Origin of the sequence: Aliivibrio logei (genome assembly GCF_001691055.1) — a bacterium.
Taxonomy (GTDB): domain Bacteria; phylum Pseudomonadota; class Gammaproteobacteria; order Enterobacterales; family Vibrionaceae; genus Aliivibrio; species Aliivibrio salmonicida.
Genome location: NZ_MAJU01000012.1, coordinates 152,574 through 171,759, shown reverse-complemented (window position 1 = coordinate 171,759; position 19,186 = coordinate 152,574). Strand labels below are relative to the sequence as shown.

Genomic DNA, 19,186 nt, shown 5'->3' with positions numbered 1-19,186 from the left:
AAGGCCTGCAAAATGCAGACCAATACTTATTAATTAGAATGTTGAAAAACTGAGCTTAATCAACCAGTTTTTTTTCTACCGCTTTCAAACGCTTATTCATATCATCAATTTTATGAACTCGTGTCGCGGTTTTACGCCATTCTTTATTCGGCTGAAGTGGAATACCAGATGAGTACATTCCCTTCTCAGAGATGCCTCTCATTACCATTCCCATGCCAGTAATCGTTACGCCATCTGTGATTTCAATGTGACCGTTAATAACCGAACCGCCACCGATGATGCAATGTTTACCAATTTTCGTGCTGCCGGCAACAATAGTACCACCAGCCATCGCTGAACCAGATCCGATTTGTACGTTATGAGCGATTTGAATGTGATTATCAATAATTACATTATTTTCAATAATCGTATTATCAATCGCACCACGGTCAATTGCTGCATTTGCACCAATTTCCACATTATCACCAATAATAACAGTGCCTAATTGTGGGATCTTAACCCAAGTGCCACGATCGTTTGCATAACCAAAACCATCAGAACCAATAACAGTGCCAGCTTGTACTAAACAGGATTTTCCGATTTCAACTCGATGATAGATTGAAACATTAGCCCAAAGCTTGGTATTTTCACCTATCTTTGCTTCTTGTCCAATAAAACAACCAGAACCAATAATCGCTCCATCTGCAATCACCGCTTTTGACTCAATGACCGCATTGTGACCAATAGCGACCCCTTTACCAATAATTGCATCAGCTGCAATATAAGCTGAAGGGGCGATATCCGTAGCTGGCGCAGGCGTTGTATCCAATGCCTGTGCAGCTAGAGCAAAGCCTAAATATGGGTCTCGCATTATTAATGCATTCGATTGGCAAAATTCAACATCTGCTTCTTTTACTATTACTGCAGATGCTTGGCACTCAGCTAACTGCTTACGATATTTTGCATTCGAAAGAAACGTAATGTCTCCTTCTCTTGCTTTATTCATCGAAGCAATCGAATGTACAATAACATCACCGTTACCATGAACGGTTGCACCTAATTTTTCTGCCAATTTAGCAAGCGTAATACGAGTCATATTCAACCTTATTTAATTGCTTTGATTACTTTTTCTGATAGGTTGTCTTCAGGTTGTGCCCAAAGTAGAGTTGCTGCATCAACAACCATATCGTAGCCTTCTTTGTTTGCTACTTTTTCAACTGTTTGTTGAACTTGCATGATTAGTTTCTGACGCTCTTCGCCTTGACGACGACGATTATCTTCATCTAATGCTTGAGCCTTCAGTTTATAATCTGATTGCAAAGACGCAATTTCACGCTCAAGTTTTGTTTTACCTGAATTACCAAGTAGCTCACCATCACGTTTAATCGTTTCTACTTTATCTTTGATTTTTGACTCTAAGCCACGAAGCTCATCGATACGATCTTTAAATTCGGCACGAAGCTTTTCTGAAATAGCTTCACGTTGTGGCATTTGCTGAACAATTTGAGCCATGTTTACATAACCAATTTTCGTTGCTGCTTCTGCTGCATTAGCGAAAAAAGAACCACTTAACAAAACGGTGCCTAAAGCGGCTGCTTTTACCAACTTATTCAAAATCATACCCTTATTTAATTATTGTAGTATCTACTATAGATAACATTTACATTAACACTTTTCTATTAGAGCATTCAATGCTTAGAAAGTTCGCCCGATGGTAAAACTGAAGAATTCTTCATCATCACCTTCATAAATCTTCACTGGTTTCGCAACTGAGAATACTAACGGCCCCATTGGTGACATCCATTGTAGTGCTGCACCATAAGATGAACGGAAATTCGTTGGGTCAGAGTAATCATAATAATACTGAGCGCCGTCCATACCCGGTTTTGGATCTTTATAATCAAATTCCGTATCCCACACACTTGCCATATCAAAGAAAACACTGGTACGTATTTGACCTTGAGCTTCTTCACTTGCAAATGGGGTTGGTACAATTAGCTCAATACTTGCTAATGCGGTTGCATTACCACCAACAGAATCATCTGTTGCTTTATAATTAGGGTTATTCCCTACTGAGTTTTCATTATAAACCGCTTTTGGTCCTGCTGAGTTTGAGCCAAAACCACGCAACGTTGTAAAACCACCTGCGTAAAAGTTCTCATAGAATGGATACAGGTTATCGTTACCGTCGGTCTGTCCATAACCATTACCATAGCCAACTTTACCACGCATTAATAAAGCGAACTCGTGCTTCTTAGTTAATGGGAAATATTGACGAGCTTCATATTGTGCTTTAAAGAACTGAGAATCTGAGTTTGGTGTTGTTATTTTATAAGAAGCACGTTGGTAGTTACCTGCTGTAGGGAAATACCCTTTGTTCAAGTTATTACGCGTCCACGATAACGTTACATCAAAATCACTAACAATCAGTGTTTGATCGGCTTCATCATAAGCTTCACCAACCGAATTCAAGTATTGTTCAATCTGCATATACATTTCAAGATTAGAGATCTTGTTATGCGTATAACCAACACCAATTTCAAAGTAGTTTAATTCATCAAATGGGAAACCCCACGTTAAATTACCACCGTAACTTTGGTTGGTATAATCGACGATACCAGCATCAGAAGCTTCAAATTCATTATAGAAAATCTTACCACCAAGACTGACACCATCTAGGTTCCAGTAAGGGTCACGATAATCTAAACTGATGTTCTTTTGATAATCGTTCATCATGGCATTGATACCAACACGGTTACCAGAACCAATGAAGTTATCTTGCTGCAGACCAACTTGGAAGCTTACGCCTGATTCAGTACCATAACCAACACCAAAGTTAACACTTCCTGAGTTCGCTTCTTTAACTGAATAAATTAAATCAACTTGATCATCAGAGCCAGGAACACGTACGGTTTGAACATCGACAGTTTCAAAGAAACCTAGACGGTTCAAACGTGCTTTACCCGTTTCAATAGATTTAGAGTTTAACCAACTGCTTTCCATCTGGCGCATTTCACGTCGTAATACTTCATCTTTTGTTGATGTGTTACCAACAAATTTAATATCACGCACATATATGCGATTACCAGCTTCAACATTTATAGCCAAAGATACGGTCTGATTCTCATCATCAAATTCAGGTATAGTTCGAACTTTAGGGTATGCATAACCCGCTTCACCCAGAATACGCTTTACACTTTCTTCTAAGCGCGTAACTGCTGAGCCGTTATAAACATCACCATCCTCAAAAGTAACCAGTTTTTCAAACTCTTCTTTTTTACCAATAAGGTCGCCTTGGAACTTAACGCCATTGACAGTATAAGCTTCACCTTCTTTTACGGTTAAAGCGATATACACACCTTTTTTATCAGGAGAGATTGAGACTTGTGTTGAGTCTACTTGGAATTTTAAGTAACCACGATCAAGGTAATATGAACGTAACGCTTCAATATCACCCGCTAAAACCTGCTTCTGATACTTTTCATCCGCTAAAAAGTTCCACCAAGCAACATCAACATTTAGATTAAAACGGCTTAATAGCTGCTCATCAGTAAATACTTTATTTCCAATAAAGTTAATTTGTTGAATTTTAGCGGAAACACCTTCAGTAAACACAAATTTTAAATCAGCACGATTTCGAGGTAATGGAGTAACAATGGCGTGCACTGTTGCATTGTATTTACCAACACTATAGTAGAAGTCTTCTAAGCCTTTCTCTATGTTACTTAATGTTGTTCTATCTAAAGCCTCACCTACTCGAACAGAAGACGCTTCTAAATTTTGTTGTAATTGCTCTTCTTTAATTGCTTTATTTCCAGAAAAGGAAATATTAGCAATCGTCGGACGCTCAGTTACTCGAATGAGTAACGTGCTCCCATCACGAAATACTTTTACATCTTCAAAGTTACCCGAGGCAAATAGAGCTTTAATTACCTGAGATACATCTTGTTGGCTCATACTATCGCCAACACGGACTGGTGTTTTTAAAAGCGCAGCACCTAATGCTACACGCTGCAATCCCTCAAAGCGTATATCATCAATTACAAATGTTTCTGCGCTTTGTGCTGCTACACTGCTAAAAAGCAATGTAGCAATCAACAATTTTTTCATCGCCATAATACGTCTAATTATTCCTTGCTACTGCTTAAAGGCGCATAAAGTCGTTAAATAATGCAACAGCCATTAAAGACATAATAAGTGCTGTTCCTACTTTATAACCGATTTCTTGAACTCTTTCTGGTACGGGTTTACGTGTAATTCCCTCGATAGCAAAAAACAGTAAATGACCGCCATCCAATACCGGAAGAGGTAATAAATTGATAATACCTAAATTTACGCTAATTAAGGCTAAAAATCCTAAAAATGAAACAATACCATAATCCGCGGTGGCCCCTGCTCCTTTTGCTATAGAAATAGGACCACTTAGGTTATTTAAAGCGACATCACCCGTGAATAACTTCTTAGTCATGGTCAATGTTAAATCTATAATATTGCCAGTTTTTATCATTGCTTTTTCTAACGCAACAATTGGACCATATTGTTTTTCATAACGATATCCTTCAGGCCACCCTTTAAACTCAGGTGAAACACCGGCAAAACCGATTAATTTACCTTCCGAATCCTCGCGGCTATCTGGTGTTAACGTCAATGTCGTATCAATGCCATCACGAATAACAACAATTGACATTGGCGCACTAGGATTGCCTTGAATTTCATCCACCATTTGCTGCCATTTGGATAATTCTTTACCGTTCACTGAAGAAAGAATATCCCCAATTAACATTCCAGAACGACTCGCGGCACTATTATCACTAACATTAGCTATCGTTAATGTTACTTCTGGTCGGTAAGGTCTAAAACCCAACGTTAGCATTGGTGAATCTTTTTCAGGATCGAATTTCCATGACGATAGATCCAAACGCTTAGTTACATCAACACCAATATTATCGCTGTCACTATAAGTTACCGTCATTGATTCATCACCAATATGAGAAACAATCGCCATATTAACCGATTCCCAATCCGAGGTTTTGATTCCTGAAATGGCTTTTAGTTCCACTCCTGATTCAATTCCTGCTTGAGAAAATATAGAGTTGTTTTCAACAGAACCAACTACTGGCTTTAATGCAGTCACCCCGATCATGAAAGCTAACCAACAAGCAAAAACGGCAAAAATAAAGTTAGCAATAGGACCCGCAGCAACAATTGCACTTCGTTGCCATAACGGACGATTATTAAATGCGTGTTTTTTTAATTCTTCAGGGACGTCATCGACTCGCTCATCCAGCATCTTCACATATCCACCTAAAGGGATCATTGAAATGCTGTATTCTGTACCGTCTTTGCCTTTTCTACTCCAAATAGATTTACCAAATCCAATAGAGAATTTTTCAACAATAACGCCACAGCGGCGAGCTACCCAGAAATGGCCATACTCATGCACGGCAACCAAAATACCGAGAGCAATGATAAACGATGCTAAATTCCAAAGTAGTTCTGACATAGTTAAACCTTTTTAAGAGCCTCATCGGCATAATTACGCGCCATTCTATCTAGGTCGATCAGGCTTTCCAAGCTATCTAGCTCAAGGTTTTGGAAGTTTGCACATACTTTGTTCAAAACCTGCTCATTAATTCGAGTGATATCCGTAAAACCAATTTCATTGTTTAAAAATGCAGCAACCGACTGTTCATTTGCCGCATTTAATCCCGTTGTCGCATGCTGACCTGAGTAACACGCATCAATAGCTAATTTCAAGCAAGGGTAACGAGAGTAATCTGGCTCTAAAAAGGAAAGCTCTCCAATTTTAGTGAAATCAAGAGGTTCAACACCTGAACTAATACGCTCAGGGTAAGACATTGTACACGCTATTGGTGTTCTCATGTCTGGCAGTCCCATTTGAGCTAATACAGAACCGTCTTTATATTGGACCATAGAATGAATAACAGATTGAGGATGAATAATTACTTTTAGTTGCTCTTTTGTTGTGTTGAATAACCAACGAGCTTCAATGTACTCTAATCCTTTATTCATCATCGTTGCTGAATCAACGGATATTTTAGGCCCCATAGACCAATTAGGATGAGCAATTGCCATTTCTGGTGTCACTGACACTAATTCTGAAATATCAGTATATCGAAATGGGCCACCAGAACCGGTTAATAAAATAGAACTCACGCCATGGGCATCTAAATCACAACGCCCTAATTTTCTTTGAATTGATTCTGGTAAACATTGAAATATAGCATTGTGTTCACTATCAACAGGGAGTAATTCGGCCCCATATTTTTCAACAGCATCAATAAATAATTGACCCGACATCACCAACGCTTCTTTATTCGCTAATAGAATACGTTTACCCGCTTTAACAGCAGACATCGTAGGTAGCAAGCCAGCAGCACCGACAATAGCAGCCATAACAGTATCAACTTCATCAAGTTGAGCAATATGGCATAGACCTTCTTCTCCAGAAAAAACGTCTGTTCTTATCGAGTTTGATTTTAGTTGACGTTGAAGAGCTAAAGCAGAGATTGGATCGGCCATCGCCGCATATTTAGGTTGCCACTCACAACATAGTTCAAACATCTTTTGTACATTTGAACCCGCCCCGAGAGCAACGATTTCAAATTGATGTGAATTTTGTTTTGCGACTGAAAGTGTACTACTACCAATAGAGCCTGTAGCCCCAAGAACGGTTAACTTGCGCATAATGAAGTGACCATGATGAAAGTAAGAAAGAAAAGCGGCAGATCATACTATCTGCCGCATTAAACCTATCATTTTTTATGTCGCTCTACGTAAAGAGCTGAAGAATGACTAAAAGAGATATAAAAATGCGAATACAGGAAAGGCAGCCGTTAAACTATCAATACGGTCTAAAATACCACCGTGCCCAGGAATGATAGTTCCACTATCTTTAATACCAGATGCTCGTTTAAACATACTTTCAACGAGATCACCAAGTACTGAAATAATGATGGTAGCAATAAAAATACCTAACATCGCAGCGGTACTATCAAATTTGATCTCAAAAGCGCTTGCCGCTCCCCAACCAATAATAATTGCTGTGATGATCCCGCCAATTAAACCTTCGATCGTTTTATTTGGACTAACTGCAGGCGACATTTTTCGTTTACCAAATGTTTTTCCAGCAAAATAAGCGCCACTATCGGCTGCCCATACAAGCAGGCAAACTAACAGCACGAGTTTTGCCCCATAATAACTATCAAACGCATAGTTATCAGCACGAAGTAATAAAATACTCCATAAGAATGGGATCATCGTTAGCCAACCAAAAAGATGTTTTAAAAGTAGATTGTTTTGCCACATTTTTTTACTGCTAGGAAAGGTAAGCACTAAGCCTGAAGCGATCAACCACCAAATCGAACCAACTAAGAGCATCATATAATGACTATCCGATGGGATTGCTAACTCAAGCGTTGAAGTAGGGAGAAATACCAATGAAGCCGCTAATGCAGCAATTGAAGGAATAATAGCTATATAACGAGATTTTGACTCAGTAAATTGAGTCCACTCCCAAAAACCAATCAGTGTAATGGCCGTAATCGCGATTAAAAAACCTTGCATTGGCAGCATGAAAATACCGGCAATAACTAGAGGAGCTAAAATAAGGGCTGTAATTATACGCTGTTTCAAACTTTATCGATCCTTTTCGTTCATAAGAGCTTGGATTTGCTCACCGGTACAACCAAATCGTCTTTCTCGACTAACAAACCAAGCAACTGCATTCGCTAAGCTTTGTTCATTAAAATCAGGCCAATATTGGTCAGTGAAGTAAAACTCAGCATAAGCCATCTGCCATAACATAAAGTTACTGATCCGGCATTCGCCACTGGTTCTTATCATCAAATCCACATCAGGCAAATCTGACATCGTCAGTTTCGAAGCGATCAATGCTTCGTTAATATTATCTGCCTGTAAATTACCTTGCTCAACTTGATAAGCAAGACGCTGCACTGCTTGGGTAATATCCCATTTCCCACCATAATTAGCCGCAATATTTAACACTAAACCTGAATTTTCAAGTGTTAATGCTTCTGCTTCTAAAATCTTCTTTTGAAGACGAGAGCTAAATTGAGAGGTATTACCTATAACACGCAACTGAATATTATTTTTATGAAGACGTTTTACTTCACGGGAAAGTACCGTGATAAACAACTCCATGAGAACACTTACTTCTTCTTCTGGACGACGCCAATTCTCACTGCTAAAAGCAAACAGAGTAATGGCATTAATCCCTAACTTACTGGCCGCTGATATGGTTTTTCTTACCGCATCAACCCCAGCCTTATGACCAAATACACGAGGTTTACCCTGAGCTTTTGCCCAGCGCCCATTACCATCCATAATTACCGCAATGTGTTTTGGCAATATATCTAATGATAAGGCTTCTGTGTGAATGTGATTGGTCATATAACTCCCTTAAAAATAAAAGCGCTGATGTCTGCACATAGCGCTTCTTACAGTGTTCATCGCCGTCATCATACCACTAAAAATAGATAAAAATCAGCCTGAACTATGAGTAATAAAAGTAAATTATACTTCCATTAACTCTTTTTCTTTAACAGCAAGTACATCATCAATATTTTTAACAGCAATGTCTGTTAGTTTTTGAATCTCGTCTTGTGTTCTACGATCATCATCTTCCGAGATTTCTTTATCTTTAAGAAGCGCTTTAATATCACCGTTTGCATCACGACGAATATTACGAACGGCAACACGACCATTTTCAGCTTCACCACGTACAATCTTAACAAGACTTTTACGACGTTCTTCAGTTAATGGTGGAAGTGGTACACGAATTACCGTACCCGCAGACATAGGGTTTAAACCCAGATCAGACATCATGATCGCTTTTTCAACAAGACCAGCAAGTTCTTTGTCAAAAACAGTAATCGCAAGAGTACGAGAATCTTCAGCAATGATGTTAGCTACTTGGTTGATTGGTGTTCTTGCACCATAATACTCAACACTAAGACCAGATAGAAGGCTTGGGTGAGCACGACCTGTACGAATTTTTAACAGGTTATTTTTCAGTGCTTCTACGCTTTTTTCCATACGCTCTTGAGCGTCTTTTTTAATTTCGTTAATCACAACTTCACCTTAAATGTTATTTTATTACAGACAATTATTCAGCACTGCTGATTAAAGTACCTTCTGCCTCACCCATTACTACACGACGTAATGCACCAGGTTTGTTCATATTGAACACACGAATTGGCATTTTGTGGTCACGAGCAAGAGTAAACGCTGCTAAGTCCATAACTTTTAATTCTTTTTCAAGAACTGTGTTGTAATCAAGTTTATCATATAATTCTGCATCAGGGTTAGATACTGGGTCAGCAGTGTATACGCCATCAACTTTGGTTGCTTTTAATACAACATCAGCTTCGATTTCAATACCACGTAAACACGCAGCTGAATCTGTCGTAAAGAATGGGTTGCCTGTGCCAGCAGAGAAAATCACTACACGGCCTTGACGAAGTTGAGCAATAGCGTCAGCCCAGTTGTAATCGTCACACACACCTTTTAGAGGAATCGCAGACATAACACGAGCATTAACATAAGCACGATGAAGCGCATCACGCATAGCAAGGCCATTCATTACCGTTGCTAGCATACCCATGTGGTCACCAACAACACGATTCATGCCTGCTTCAGCCAGACCGGCTCCGCGGAAAAGATTACCGCCACCAATAACAACACCAACTTGAACACCAAGTTCAATCAGTTCTTTTACTTCCTGAGCCATACGCTCAAGAGTTGCAGGGTCAATACCAAAACCCTCTTCGCCTTGAAGTGCTTCACCACTAAGTTTTAATAGAATACGCTGATATACTGGTTTCGGGTTCGTCGTCATGGTTCTTACCTTTTCACTAAGAGTTGTCGAAATAACTGTAACCTTTTGATATTAAATAAAAAACAACAAAAAGTTACAACTATCATTTACCTATTGATTAAATCTTTATGTCGCATTCACAAAAAGACCGCAGCAAAGCCACGGTCTCTTTTTTCAACAATACGTAAGGATTAACCTTTTTGTACTGCTGCTACTTCGTCAGCAAAGCTCATTTCAGCCGCTTTCTCGATACCTTCACCAACTTCTAAACGTACGAAGTTAGATACTGATGCGCCTTTTTCTTTAAGAATGTCAGCAACAGTTTTCTTAGGTTCCATGATGAAAGCTTGACCTGTTAGAGAAACTTCGCCTGTGAATTTCTTCATACGGCCGATAACCATTTTCTCTGCGATTTCTTGAGGCTTGCCTTCGTTCATAGCGATTTCTACTTGAACTGCTTTTTCTTTTTCTACAACTTCAGCTGGTACGTCAGATGGGTTAACGTATTCAGGCTTAGAAGCAGCAACGTGCATAGCGATGTGCTTAAGTGTTTCAGCATCGCCTTCACCAGCAATAACAACACCGATTTTCTCGCCATGACGGTAAGAAGCTAGTGCAACGCCTTCAACTAGTTGAACACGACGGATGCTGATGTTTTCGCCAATTTTAGTAACTAGAGCGATACGAGCATCTTCAAATTTAGCTTGAAGAGCAACGATGTCGTTTAGACGTTCTGCTAGAGCAACTTCTGCAACTTCGTTAGCAAATGCTAGGAAACCAGAATCTTTAGCTACGAAATCAGTTTGACAGTTAACTTCAAGAAGAACGGCTACGCCAGCTTCTTCTTTAATGATGATTGTGCCTTCAGCAGCAATGTTGCCTGCTTTTTTAGCCGCTTTTGCTGCGCCAGATTTACGCATATTTTCAATTGCTAATTCGATGTCGCCTTCAGCTTCAACAAGTGCTTTTTTACACTCCATCATGCCAGCAGCAGTACGTTCACGAAGTTCTTTAACTAGAGCAGCAGTTACAGTTGCCATTCTCAATTCCTCAATATAAATAGATTTAAAGTTAAAAATCAGGGGCCAAATTGGGCCCCTGCTAACTATTTTTAGTTTACTACGAAACTAAAAGACTCACTAGGAGCAAATAATAATTCGACGAGTCGAAAATTACTCAGCTTCTACGAAACCGTCTTTTTCAGCTACAGCAGCTGCAACGTCTTGGTTACGACCAGACTTTACAGAATCAGCAGCAGCGTTCAGGTAAAGTTGGATAGCGCGGATTGCGTCATCGTTACCTGGGATAATGTAGTCAACGCCATCTGGGTTTGAGTTAGTATCAACAACAGCAAATACTGGGATACCTAGGTTGTTTGCTTCTTTAACTGCAATGTGCTCGTGATCAGCATCGATAACAAATAACGCGTCTGGAAGACCGTTCATGTTTTTGATACCACCTAGAGATTTCTCTAGTTTTTCCATGCTACGCGTACGCATTAGCGCTTCTTTCTTAGTGATTTGCTCGAAAGTACCATCTTGAGCTTGCACTTCGTATTCTTTTAAACGCTTGATAGATTGGCGAACAGTTTTAAAGTTAGTAAGCATGCCGCCTAACCAACGGTTGTTCACGTAGTACTGGTCACTGTTGATTGCAGCTTCTTTAACAGCTTCAGATGCAGCGCGCTTAGTACCAACAAAAAGAACTTTACCTTTTTTGTTACCGATTTTAGCAAGTTCTGCTAAAGCTTCGTTGAACATTGGTACAGTTTTTTCTAAGTTGATGATATGAACTTTATTACGAGCACCAAAGATGAATGGCTTCATTTTTGGGTTCCAGTAACGAGTTTGGTGACCGAAGTGAACACCAGCTTTAAGCATATCGCGCATTGATACAGTTGCCATTTGAGAATTCCTCTGTTAGTGGGGTTAAGCCTCCACATATCCCGCTAATAATCCGACCCTAACTAATTGATTAAATAATCAAAAAATTGAGCACCCCAGACTGCGTGACGATATGTGTGTGATTTAAGATAAAAGTATGTGGATTTGGTAAGCCATTGCATCAAACAATAGTTAACCAATCCGGCGCGCTTTATATCATAAAAACGTTGTTAAAATCTACTACTTTCAATAAATTCATTCATAACCAGACAAAAATTAGGTATTACTTTTCATCCCACTCATGTTGAAAGATAAACACAGCCTAGGTAAACTAAGAACAATTATCGTTTAAACTAGAACGATTTATTCTAGATAGAGAAAAGCTCATGTCAGTAAATATTAAAAACGCAGAAGAAATTGAAAAAATGCGCGTTGCCGGCCGATTAGCCGCCGAAGTACTTGAAATGATTGAACCCTTTATAAAGGTTGGGGTTACAACAGAAGAACTTGATCAAATTTGCCATAAGCACATTACTGAAGTCCAAGGCGCAATACCGGCACCTTTAAACTATCATGGTTTTCCTAAGTCTATCTGTACTTCAATTAATCACATTGTTTGTCACGGTATTCCAGCGACGAAAGACGAAGTCTATAACGGTTTCGTAAAACCAGCGATTTTAAAAAATGGCGATATTATTAACCTTGATATTACCGTGATCAAAGATGGCTACCATGGCGATACTTCAAAAATGTTCCTAGTTGGCGATGTAAGTCCAATGGACAAGCGTTTATGTTTAATCGCACAAGAAAGCTTGTATATCGCAATGAAAAAAGTAAAACCTGGTATTAAATTAGGTGAAATTGGTACTGCGATTCAAAAATACATTAAGGGCGCAACACCTAAATGTTCAATTGTTCGTGATTATTGCGGCCATGGCATTGGTTCTCAATTCCACGAAGAACCACAAGTGGTTCATTACAAAAACAATGACCGTACTATGCTAAAAGCTGGCATGACGTTTACGATTGAACCAATGATTAATGCTGGTAAATTTGGTTGTCTTCAAGACGATAACGATGGTTGGACGGTGTATACTGGTGACGGTAAAAACACAGCACAATGGGAACACACAATATTAGTAACCGAAACGGGTTGTGAGGTGCTTACTCTTCGTGCGGAAGAAACGATTCCTCGTCATATGAACAACAAATAATCATTAAATAAACAGAAGGCCTCGGTCTTCTGTTTTCATACCAAGCTCATTAATAATGATGTTTTATTTATTATACTTAAGAATTCGTCAGAAATTGTGATAGCGGTTTTTTCTAATTTACATCGACTCTCGTAATAGAAAAACCAACATAATAATTAAGACTCGACATCTAAGTATAAATAAGTCAGTAATTAATGCGATTGTCAATATCAGCAGGGATTGCTATGAATCACATCTCTCCTCTTTTATTTAATAACGAAGACATCTCCCTCATTGAGTTAAAACAACAATTACGTTTTTTCTCAGATTATCAAATTCATAAATTTCATCAACATACTCCAGTGTCAGAATTAGTACTCCAACGAGCTCAATATTTTGATCAATTACTTACTCGTCTCTGGCTATTTTTTGAATTCGATTCCCAGCCAGAAATATCACTCATTGCTGTTGGCGGTTATGGGCGTAATGAACTCCACCCTCTTTCTGATATTGATATTTTAATTTTAACAAACACTCATATTGATGAGACGTTTCAGCGTAAAGTCAGTAATTTCGTCACCTTACTTTGGGATTTAAAACTTGAAGTAGGACACAGCGTTCGTAATTTAGCGGAATGCATTGCCATCGGAAAAGACGATTTAACTGTCGCAACAAATTTACAAGAAGCCCGCTATATTTGTGGGGATGAAGAATACGCACATAAACTTAAATTAAATATTCATTCTGATAGCTTTTGGCCGAGCGAATCTTTTTATCAAGCAAAAATAAATGAACAAAAAAGACGTCACTCTCGCTATCACGATACAACCTACAACCTAGAGCCCGATATCAAATCAAGCCCTGGTGGACTGCGTGATATTCATACTTTAAGTTGGATCGCTCGACGTCATTTTGGAGCCACCTCACTACTAGAAATGAGCCAAGCTGGCTTTCTAACGGATGCTGAGTATAGAGAATTAGTTGAATGCCAAGAGTTCTTATGGCGAATTCGATTTGCGCTTCATATCGAGTTAAAACGCTACGACAATCGCCTCACATTTGGACATCAGCCTCAAGTTGCTGAACATTTAGGATTTCTAGGTGAGGGAAATCGCGGTGTAGAGCGAATGATGAAAGAATTTTATCGAACACTACGCCGTGTCGCTGAACTCAATAGCATGCTGTTGAAGATTTTTGATCAAGCAATTATCAATCAAGGCGAGCAAGAGAAAGCCATTATTATTAATGATGATTTTCAACGTCGTGGTCGTTTAATCGAAGCAAGAAAACCCGCCTTATTTCAAGCAAGACCCGATACCATCTTAGATATGTTTTTACTCATAGCAAATGACTCTACGATTGAAGGGGTTTCACCACCAACAATGCGTCAATTGCGCACTGCTCGCCGTCGACTAAATCGCTTTTTATGTGAAATCCCCGAAGCAAGAAATAAGTTTATGACACTAACTCAACACCCTAACGCGCTTCATAATGCCTTTAGTGTCATGCATCGATTAGGCGTACTTTCTGCTTACTTGCCGCAATGGAGCCAGATTGTAGGTCAAATGCAGTTTGACCTTTTTCATGCTTATACCGTTGACGAACACAGCATTCGATTATTAAAACACATCAATAAATTTTCAGATCCTGAAAATAGAGAAAAGCACCCTATTTGTTGTGAGGTTTACCCTAAGATCAATAAAAAAGAGTTATTACTTATTGCTGCAATTTTCCATGATATAGCGAAAGGCCGCGGTGGTGATCACTCTAAATTAGGAGCCGTTGATGCTTATGATTTTTGTATTGAACATGGTTTATCAAAGCCAGAAGCCAATCTTGTCTCTTGGTTAGTAAAAAGCCACTTACTCATGTCAGTAACGGCACAACGAAGAGATATTTATGATCCTGATGTCATTACTGAGTTCGCACAACAAGTTCGTGATGAAGAACGACTCGATTATTTAGTCTGCTTAACCGTTGCTGACATTTGTGCAACAAACCCTGACTTATGGAATGGCTGGAAACGATCTCTCATTGCCGATTTATACAATGCCACCCAACGAGCACTACGTCGTGGTTTAGAGAACCCACCCGACCTTCGAGATCGTATACGTCATAATCAACACCTTGCCTCAGCACAATTACGAAGTGATGGATTTAATCAGGGCGAGATAGATCGCCTATGGCGTCGCTTTAAAGCCGATTATTTTTTAAGACATACTCAACAACAAATTGCTTGGCATACTAGTAATCTTTTGCAGCATAACGACATAGAAAAATCACTCATTCTGATTAGTAAAAATGCGACAAGAGGCGGGACTGAAATTTTCGTGTACAGTAAAGATCAAGCTCACCTTTTTGCTACCGTCGCCGCTGAGCTCGATCGACGAAGTATTACGATTTATGATGCTCAAATCATGTCGAGTAAAGATGGGTACGCGCTTGATACTTTTATTGTACTTGACCAAAATGATGACCCGATTGATGAAGAGCGACAACAGCTATTAATTGATCAACTTTATGCCGTAGAGCTCGAAACTCAAGATACGCATATAAGAACTCGCCGTCCACCACGTCAATTGCAACATTTTACCGTAAAAACTCGCATGGAGTTCCTTCCAACAAAAACAGGGAAACGAACGTTAATGGAGTTTGTCGCCTTAGATACTCCGGGGTTACTCGCCACTGTCGGGGCCACTTTTGCACGCTTAGGAGTCAACCTCCATGCAGCAAAAATAACGACCATTGGCGAAAGAGCAGAAGATTTATTTATTCTCACCTCTGAAACGGGTGGACGACTTGACGATGAAAAACAAGCGGAACTAAAAATAGCGCTAATCAAAAATGTAGATGAATTGATTAATTAATATTTTTCTGTGGGATACCTTCAACTAAACGGATCTATCCCACAAGTTTACTGAACACTGTTTGTCATCTCTTCTATCTTAGATAAAGATTGAAGCGACAACATAATAATAATGGAGTAAACCATGTATCCACATTTAGTTAGTCTTGGAATTTCAGAACCTGAAAAAATTGAACGCTATTCTTTGCGCCAAGAAGCGCACAAGGACGTCTTAAAGATTTATTTTTCAAAGCAAAAAGGGGAATTATTCGCAAAAAGCGTAAAGTTTAAATACCCTCGCCAAGTGAAAAATGTCTTAGTCGATGGCGGTAGTCACCGTTATAAAGAAACGACTGAAATTAATCGTAATCTTATCCTCATTATTGATGAGTTAAATAAAATTACACGTCCAGAAAAAACAACACCGGCGGATGTGAAGAAAAAAATCCTTAATGATCTTCGTCATTTAGAAAAAGTCGTTGCGAGTAAGATTGAAGAAATAGAAAGAGATCTCGATAAACTGTAAAACTCATTTATACAAATAAAAAAATGGACCAATTACGGTCCATTTTTTATGATCAGAATATTAAAATTACCGATTAAGGCATTTCTTCAAATTCTTCCTCACCTTCTTTATCGATAGGTGTTGGCATTAGATGTTCACGTGTAATACCTAATTTAAGAGCCAATGCAGAAGCTACGTAGATAGAAGAATACGTACCAACCGTAATACCTAATAGCAATGCCAGAGCAAAACCATGGATCATTGCTCCGCCTTGAACAAACAATGCGATAACCACAAACAAAGTCGTTGCTGATGTAATCAACGTACGGCTTAAAGTTTGAGTAATGGAGTCATTCATTATCTCTTCAGGAGCACCTTTACGCATTTTTAAGAAGTTTTCACGGATCCGATCAAATACAACAATGGTATCATTCAAGGAATACCCCACTACCGTTAGTAATGCTGCGATAATCGTTAAATCGACTTCAATTTGTAAGAACGAAAAAATACCTAATGTGATAATTATATCGTGGGCCAATGCTAATACCGCACCCGCAGCTAAACGCCACTGGAAACGAATCGACACATAAGCCAAGATGCATAACAAAGACACAAGGATAGCTAAACCACCCGACTCTGCTAATTCTCCGCCTACATTTGGGCCTACAAACTCAATACGACGCATCTCAACTTGATCGCCCGTACCTTCTTTAATCGCACTAATGATTTGATTACCTAATTGCTCTCCTTTCATGCCTTCTCGAGGTTGAAGACGAACAATTACATCACGTGCTGTACCAAAGTTTTGTACCGTCGCATCACCAAAGCCTTTTGCTTGTAGTGCGCCACGAATATCTTCTAATTGAGCTGGTTGCTCAAAGCCGACTTCAATTAACGTTCCGCCCGTAAAATCTAGTCCCCAATTCAACCACTTTGTTGATAACGTAGCAATTGACGCTACAATCATCAACATAGAGAAGAAAAAGGCAGGCTTGGACCAACGCATAAAGTCGATCGTTTTCTCTGCTTTCATTATTTGAAACATGACAAATATTCCCTTAGATCGACAGTTTGTCTACGCGCTTACCGCCGTAAACTAAGTTAATAATACAACGAGTACCGACGATAGCTGTAAACATTGAAGTCAAAATACCAATTGATAGCGTTACTGCAAAACCTTTGATCGCACCAGTACCTACAGCAAATAAGATAATCGCTGTAATTAATGTCGTGATGTTTGCATCAGCAATGGTACTGAATGCGTTTGCATAACCTTGATGAATCGCTTGCTGCGGATTACGCCCATCTCTTAACTCTTCACGAATACGTTCAAAGATAAGTACGTTTGCATCCACGGCCATACCAACGGTTAATACAATGCCGGCAATACCAGGAAGCGTCATTGTCGCTCCAGGGATCATCGACATAACACCAATGATAAGTACCAAGTTAGCGGCAAGCGCTAAGTTAGCAACCAAACCAAAGCCACGATAATAAATTAGAGTAAATAGCATTACGGCTACCATACCCCAGATACACGCTTGAACACCCATATCAATATTCTGTTGACCCATTGATGGACCAATCGTGCGCTCTTCAACAATCGAAATTGGCGCAATTAGTGCACCAGCACGAAGGAGAAGTGCTAAGTTATGAGCTTCTGCTTGAGAATCAATACCCGTAATACGGAAACTGCGACCAAGAGCTGATTGAATCGTTGCTTGGTTAATCACTTCTTCTGTCTTAGCAAGAATAACGCGACCTTCAGGCGTACGACGACCGCTGTCTTTATACTCTGTAAACACGGTTGCCATTAGCTTACCGATATTTTTACGAGAGAACGCCGTCATCTTACTGCCACCTTCACTGTCTAGTGAGATGTTAACTTGAGGACGACCATATTCATCAGCACTTGAACTTGCATCTGTAATGCTCGCTCCACCAAGAATAATACGTTTCTTAAGAACAACAGGACGACCATTTCGATCTTCTTTTATTTCGCTTCCCGCCGGTGCTCGGCCATTAGCTGCAGCCGACAAATCCGCTTTGTCATCCACTTCACGGAATTCAAGTGTCGCCGTTGCACCTAAAATTTCTTTTGCACGAGCAGTGTCTTGAACACCCGGTAACTCAACAACAATTCGGCTTGCACCTTGACGTTGAACTAATGGTTCAGCAACACCAAGTTCATTCACACGATTACGGATAATCGTGATGTTTTGCTCAACCGCATAATTACGGATCTCTTGTAAACGCTGATCAGTAAAGCTTGCTATTAATTTAAATTGGCCATTTGATTCAGAATCAACAAACGTCATATCACGATGCGCATCGGATAATACTTTTTTGGCTTCTTCTAGTTGATCCGCGTCACGAAGAACAACTTCAACACTTTCTTTACCTGAACTGCGAATAGCACGATAACGGATCTTAGCTTCGCGTAAATCGGTTCGGAAAGATTCTTCTTGCTGACCAACAAGTTTGCTCATTGCGGCATCCATATCCACTTCCATTAAGAAGTGAACACCACCACGTAAGTCTAAGCCTAGCTTCATTGGTGCAGCACCAATGGACGTTAACCAATTAGGCGTTAGTGCAGCAAGATTTAACGCCACTACGTAATCTTTACCTAATGACTGGCTAATAATATCTCTGGCACTGATCTGAGAGTCAGTGTCTTTGAAGCGAACAAGAACACTGCCATTTTCGAATGCAATAGACTTATAAGCGATGTTATTGTTTTTTAAATTTTCAGCAACGACATCCAGCGTAGAGGTTTGAACCTCAGCACCACGACTACCCGTGATTTGAACGGCTGGATCTTCACCATAAAGGTTTGGAAGCGCATACAGAGCGGCGATAAGTAGTACAGAAACTACCATCAAATACTTCCATAAAGGGAAACGGTTTAACACAGCGATG

At 39.5% G+C, this 19,186-nt stretch carries 16 protein-coding genes; 3 read left to right on the top strand and 13 right to left on the bottom strand.

The features are described from left to right. Window positions 1–55: 55 nt before the first annotated feature. The 11 genes from lpxD to rpsB form a co-directional block, all read right to left on the bottom strand. Window positions 56–1,075, bottom strand: a complete 1,020-nt coding sequence (gene lpxD, locus A6E04_RS12810; RefSeq protein WP_065611587.1) for a UDP-3-O-(3-hydroxymyristoyl)glucosamine N-acyltransferase — start codon at window positions 1,073–1,075, stop codon at window positions 56–58. An 8-nt stretch (window positions 1,076–1,083) separates the two neighbouring features. Further along, complete coding sequence (locus tag A6E04_RS12805) at window positions 1,084–1,599, bottom strand: OmpH family outer membrane protein (protein WP_017021225.1); 516 nt, start codon at window positions 1,597–1,599, stop codon at window positions 1,084–1,086. Window positions 1,600–1,674: 75 nt separating this feature from the next. Beyond that, window positions 1,675–4,095 carry an outer membrane protein assembly factor BamA gene (gene bamA, locus A6E04_RS12800; RefSeq protein WP_065611586.1) on the bottom strand — a complete coding sequence of 807 codons (2,421 nt, stop codon included), beginning with the start codon at window positions 4,093–4,095 and terminating at the stop codon, window positions 1,675–1,677. A gap of 28 nt (window positions 4,096–4,123) precedes the next feature. Further along, window positions 4,124–5,482, bottom strand: coding sequence for a sigma E protease regulator RseP (gene rseP / locus A6E04_RS12795; protein WP_012550908.1), 1,359 nt, complete (start codon window positions 5,480–5,482; stop codon window positions 4,124–4,126). 2 nt (window positions 5,483–5,484) lie between these two features. Continuing rightward, the gene (ispC, locus tag A6E04_RS12790; RefSeq protein WP_012550909.1) at window positions 5,485–6,687 is read right to left on the bottom strand and encodes a 1-deoxy-D-xylulose-5-phosphate reductoisomerase; all 1,203 of its coding nucleotides are present in this window, start codon (window positions 6,685–6,687) and stop codon (window positions 5,485–5,487) included. A 108-nt stretch (window positions 6,688–6,795) separates the two neighbouring features. Further along, a complete protein-coding gene (locus A6E04_RS12785) occupies window positions 6,796–7,635 on the bottom strand; it encodes a phosphatidate cytidylyltransferase (RefSeq protein WP_017021229.1) in 840 nt (279 codons plus the stop codon). A gap of 3 nt (window positions 7,636–7,638) precedes the next feature. After that, window positions 7,639–8,400: an undecaprenyl pyrophosphate synthase gene (locus A6E04_RS12780; RefSeq protein WP_026025364.1), complete on the bottom strand. Its 762-nt coding sequence runs from the start codon at window positions 8,398–8,400 to the stop codon at window positions 7,639–7,641. A 135-nt stretch (window positions 8,401–8,535) separates the two neighbouring features. After that, the gene (frr, locus tag A6E04_RS12775; RefSeq protein ID WP_012550912.1) at window positions 8,536–9,093 is read right to left on the bottom strand and encodes a ribosome recycling factor; all 558 of its coding nucleotides are present in this window, start codon (window positions 9,091–9,093) and stop codon (window positions 8,536–8,538) included. Window positions 9,094–9,127: 34 nt separating this feature from the next. After that, a complete protein-coding gene (gene pyrH / locus A6E04_RS12770) occupies window positions 9,128–9,859 on the bottom strand; it encodes a UMP kinase (RefSeq protein WP_012550913.1) in 732 nt (243 codons plus the stop codon). A gap of 170 nt (window positions 9,860–10,029) precedes the next feature. Then, window positions 10,030–10,878 carry a translation elongation factor Ts gene (tsf, locus tag A6E04_RS12765; protein ID WP_017021230.1) on the bottom strand — a complete coding sequence of 283 codons (849 nt, stop codon included), beginning with the start codon at window positions 10,876–10,878 and terminating at the stop codon, window positions 10,030–10,032. A gap of 132 nt (window positions 10,879–11,010) precedes the next feature. After that, a complete protein-coding gene (gene rpsB, locus A6E04_RS12760; RefSeq protein WP_012550915.1) occupies window positions 11,011–11,742 on the bottom strand; it encodes a 30S ribosomal protein S2 in 732 nt (243 codons plus the stop codon). Between the two features lie 365 nt (window positions 11,743–12,107). Between rpsB and map the strand changes: the two genes are divergently transcribed. The 3 genes from map (at window position 12,108) to A6E04_RS12745 (ending at window position 16,285) form a co-directional block, all read left to right on the top strand. Next, entirely contained in the window at window positions 12,108–12,935 is an 828-nt protein-coding gene (gene map / locus A6E04_RS12755; protein ID WP_065611585.1) for a type I methionyl aminopeptidase, read from the top strand. Window positions 12,936–13,159: 224 nt separating this feature from the next. Then, window positions 13,160–15,781, top strand: coding sequence for a bifunctional uridylyltransferase/uridylyl-removing protein GlnD (glnD, locus tag A6E04_RS12750; RefSeq protein WP_026025365.1), 2,622 nt, complete (start codon window positions 13,160–13,162; stop codon window positions 15,779–15,781). 123 nt (window positions 15,782–15,904) lie between these two features. Beyond that, window positions 15,905–16,285 (top strand): DUF3461 family protein, encoded by a 381-nt coding sequence (locus tag A6E04_RS12745; RefSeq protein ID WP_012550918.1) that lies wholly within the window; start codon window positions 15,905–15,907, stop codon window positions 16,283–16,285. Between the two features lie 73 nt (window positions 16,286–16,358). Here A6E04_RS12745 and secF read toward each other — a convergent pair whose 3' ends face one another. Beyond that, window positions 16,359–17,309 carry a protein translocase subunit SecF gene (gene secF, locus A6E04_RS12740; RefSeq protein ID WP_012550919.1) on the bottom strand — a complete coding sequence of 317 codons (951 nt, stop codon included), beginning with the start codon at window positions 17,307–17,309 and terminating at the stop codon, window positions 16,359–16,361. A 13-nt stretch (window positions 17,310–17,322) separates the two neighbouring features. After that, entirely contained in the window at window positions 17,323–19,179 is a 1,857-nt protein-coding gene (gene secD / locus A6E04_RS12735) for a protein translocase subunit SecD (protein ID WP_083199013.1), read from the bottom strand. Between the last annotated feature and the right edge of the window lie 7 nt (window positions 19,180–19,186).

Excerpts from the sequence above, each read along its gene's own strand:
- lpxD (WP_065611587.1), bottom strand. The coding sequence starts at position 1,075 with ATGACTCGTATTACGCTTGCTAAATTGGCAGAAAAATTAGGTGCAACC.
- A6E04_RS12805 (WP_017021225.1), bottom strand. The coding sequence starts at position 1,599 with ATGATTTTGAATAAGTTGGTAAAAGCAGCCGCTTTAGGCACCGTTTTG.
- bamA (WP_065611586.1), bottom strand. The coding sequence starts at position 4,095 with ATGGCGATGAAAAAATTGTTGATTGCTACATTGCTTTTTAGCAGTGTA.
- rseP (WP_012550908.1), bottom strand. The coding sequence starts at position 5,482 with ATGTCAGAACTACTTTGGAATTTAGCATCGTTTATCATTGCTCTCGGT.
- ispC (WP_012550909.1), bottom strand. The coding sequence starts at position 6,687 with ATGCGCAAGTTAACCGTTCTTGGGGCTACAGGCTCTATTGGTAGTAGT.
- pyrH (WP_012550913.1), bottom strand. The coding sequence starts at position 9,859 with ATGACGACGAACCCGAAACCAGTATATCAGCGTATTCTATTAAAACTT.
- tsf (WP_017021230.1), bottom strand. The coding sequence starts at position 10,878 with ATGGCAACTGTAACTGCTGCTCTAGTTAAAGAACTTCGTGAACGTACT.
- rpsB (WP_012550915.1), bottom strand. The coding sequence starts at position 11,742 with ATGGCAACTGTATCAATGCGCGATATGCTTAAAGCTGGTGTTCACTTC.
- map (WP_065611585.1), top strand. The coding sequence starts at position 12,108 with ATGTCAGTAAATATTAAAAACGCAGAAGAAATTGAAAAAATGCGCGTT.
- glnD (WP_026025365.1), top strand. The coding sequence starts at position 13,160 with ATGAATCACATCTCTCCTCTTTTATTTAATAACGAAGACATCTCCCTC.
- A6E04_RS12745 (WP_012550918.1), top strand. The coding sequence starts at position 15,905 with ATGTATCCACATTTAGTTAGTCTTGGAATTTCAGAACCTGAAAAAATT.
- secF (WP_012550919.1), bottom strand. The coding sequence starts at position 17,309 with ATGTTTCAAATAATGAAAGCAGAGAAAACGATCGACTTTATGCGTTGG.